General features: G+C 66.1%; 2 protein-coding genes. Both read right to left on the bottom strand.

Annotation, left to right across the window (positions count from 1 at the left end; translation table 11 throughout):
• Positions 1-671 (bottom strand): orotate phosphoribosyltransferase (locus ABZD10_RS15485; protein WP_372887903.1); only part of this gene is annotated, 671 nt, incomplete at its 3' end.
• A gap of 76 nt (positions 672-747) precedes the next feature.
• Positions 748-1,788 (bottom strand): dihydroorotase, encoded by a 1,041-nt coding sequence (pyrC, locus tag ABZD10_RS15480; RefSeq protein ID WP_372887901.1) that lies wholly within the window; start codon positions 1,786-1,788, stop codon positions 748-750.
• Between the last annotated feature and the right edge of the window lie 100 nt (positions 1,789-1,888).

Below are 1,888 nucleotides of genomic sequence, written 5' to 3'. Positions count from 1 at the left end.
TTGTTGGCCTCCTGCCAGGCGCGCGGATCCTTGAGGAAGGTCTCGACCTCGTTCAGCGTCGCCGCGTCGAAGGCGTCCTGCGCGCGGGCCTCGGCCAGCACGTCCCACCAGGTGCAGAGGTAATGCAGCGCCACCCCGTGATCGCCCAGCGTCTTGGTGGTTTCGGGGAAGATGTCGTAATAGAAGATCACCGCCGTGTGGCCGCAGCTGGCGCCGGTCTCGCGGATGGCGTCGACGAAGCTGAGTTTCGAGCCGCCGTCGGTGGTCAGGTCCTCGACCAAGAGCACGCGTTCGCCCTCGGACATGGCGCCCTCGATGCGGGCGTTGCGACCATAGCCCTTGGGCTTCTTGCGCACATAGGTCATCGGCAGCGCCATGCGCTCGGCCACAAGGGCGGCAAAGGGGATGCCCGCGGTCTCGCCACCGGCGATGTTGTCGAAGGCCTCGAAACCGGCGTTGCGCATCACGGTGACGGTGAGGAAATCCATCAAGGTCGAGCGGATGCGCGGGAAGGAGATCAGCTTGCGGCAGTCGATATAGGACGGCGAGGGCAGGCCCGAGGCCAGCGTGTAGGGCTCATCGGTGTTGAAGTTCACCGCGCCGATTTCCAGCAGCATGCGGGCGGTTAGGCGGGCGATTTCCTCTTGCGAGGGATAGGTGGCGGGGATCATCGGAACATCCTCTGGGGTTGGCGCCGGTGGCGGGGGCAGGCGCCTCCGGCGGGAGTATTGATGGAAGAGATGAAGCTCAGGTCACGTCCCAGAAGACCGGGAAACCGGGGTCAAACACGGTGACAGTATGGTCGCCGGCGTCGATCTTGGCGGGAAACCGGGTGGCCGTTTCGGATTTGCGCAGCGTGATCGTGTCGCTGTTGACCGGCATGCGGTAAAAGGCCGGCCCGTGCAGCGACGTGAAGCCTTGCAGCTTGTCCAGGGCGCCGGCCTCTTCGAAGGTCTGGGCAAGGATCGACAGGGCGTTGGGCGCGGTAAAACAGCCCGCGGAGCAGCATTCGCTTTCCTTGGCGTGGGTCGGATGCGGGGCGCTGTCGGTGCCGAGAAAGAAACGTGTGTCGCCCGAGGTGGCGGCGGCCAGCAAGGCCGCGCGATGTTCGCCGCGTTTCAGGATCGGCAGGCAGTAGTAATGCGGGCGCATGCCGCCGACCAGCATGTCGTTGCGATCGAGGATCAGGTGCTGAACGGTGATCGTGGCGCCCAGGTCCGTCTCGTTGGCCATCACGTAATCCGCGCCGTTCCTGGTGGTGATATGCTCCATCACCACGCGCAGGCCGGGGGTGGCCCTGCGGATCGGATCCAGCACCCGGTCGATGAACACGGCCTCGCGGTCGAAAATGTCGATCTCGCGGTCGGTGACCTCGCCATGCACGCACAGGGGCAGCCCGATCTCGGCCATTTTCTCCAATGTGGCGCGCACGTTGTTGAAATCGGAGACCCCCGAGGCGGAATTGGTGGTGGCCCCGGCCGGGTAGAGCTTGACCGCCTTGATCAGCCCGCTGGCATGGGCGGCGGCGACATCTTCCGGGTCGGTGTCTTCGGTCAGATAGAGCGTCATCAGCGGCTCGAACGCCATGCCTTCGGGCAGCGCCGCCAGGATCCGGTCGCGATAGGCGGCGGCATCGGCGCCGCTGACCACCGGCGGCACCAGGTTGGGCATGACGATGGCCCGCGCGAAATGGCGGGCGGTCTCGGGCAGGACGGCCTCGAGCATCGCGCCGTCGCGCAGATGCAGGTGCCAGTCATCGGGGCGGGCGATTGTCAGTGAACGGCTCATGAGGGCCGATTACACAAATCCGGGCGCCGTTTCCAGTGGCAATCCTGTGTCCGGGCGGGCCCGCGCCGGTTGGGTCTTGCCGCCCGCCTCGCCGGCGAGC

Origin of the sequence: Shimia sp. (assembly GCF_041624275.1) — a bacterium.
Classification (GTDB): Bacteria; Pseudomonadota; Alphaproteobacteria; order Rhodobacterales; family Rhodobacteraceae; genus Shimia.
This window is presented reverse-complemented; position numbering and strand designations above follow the sequence as displayed.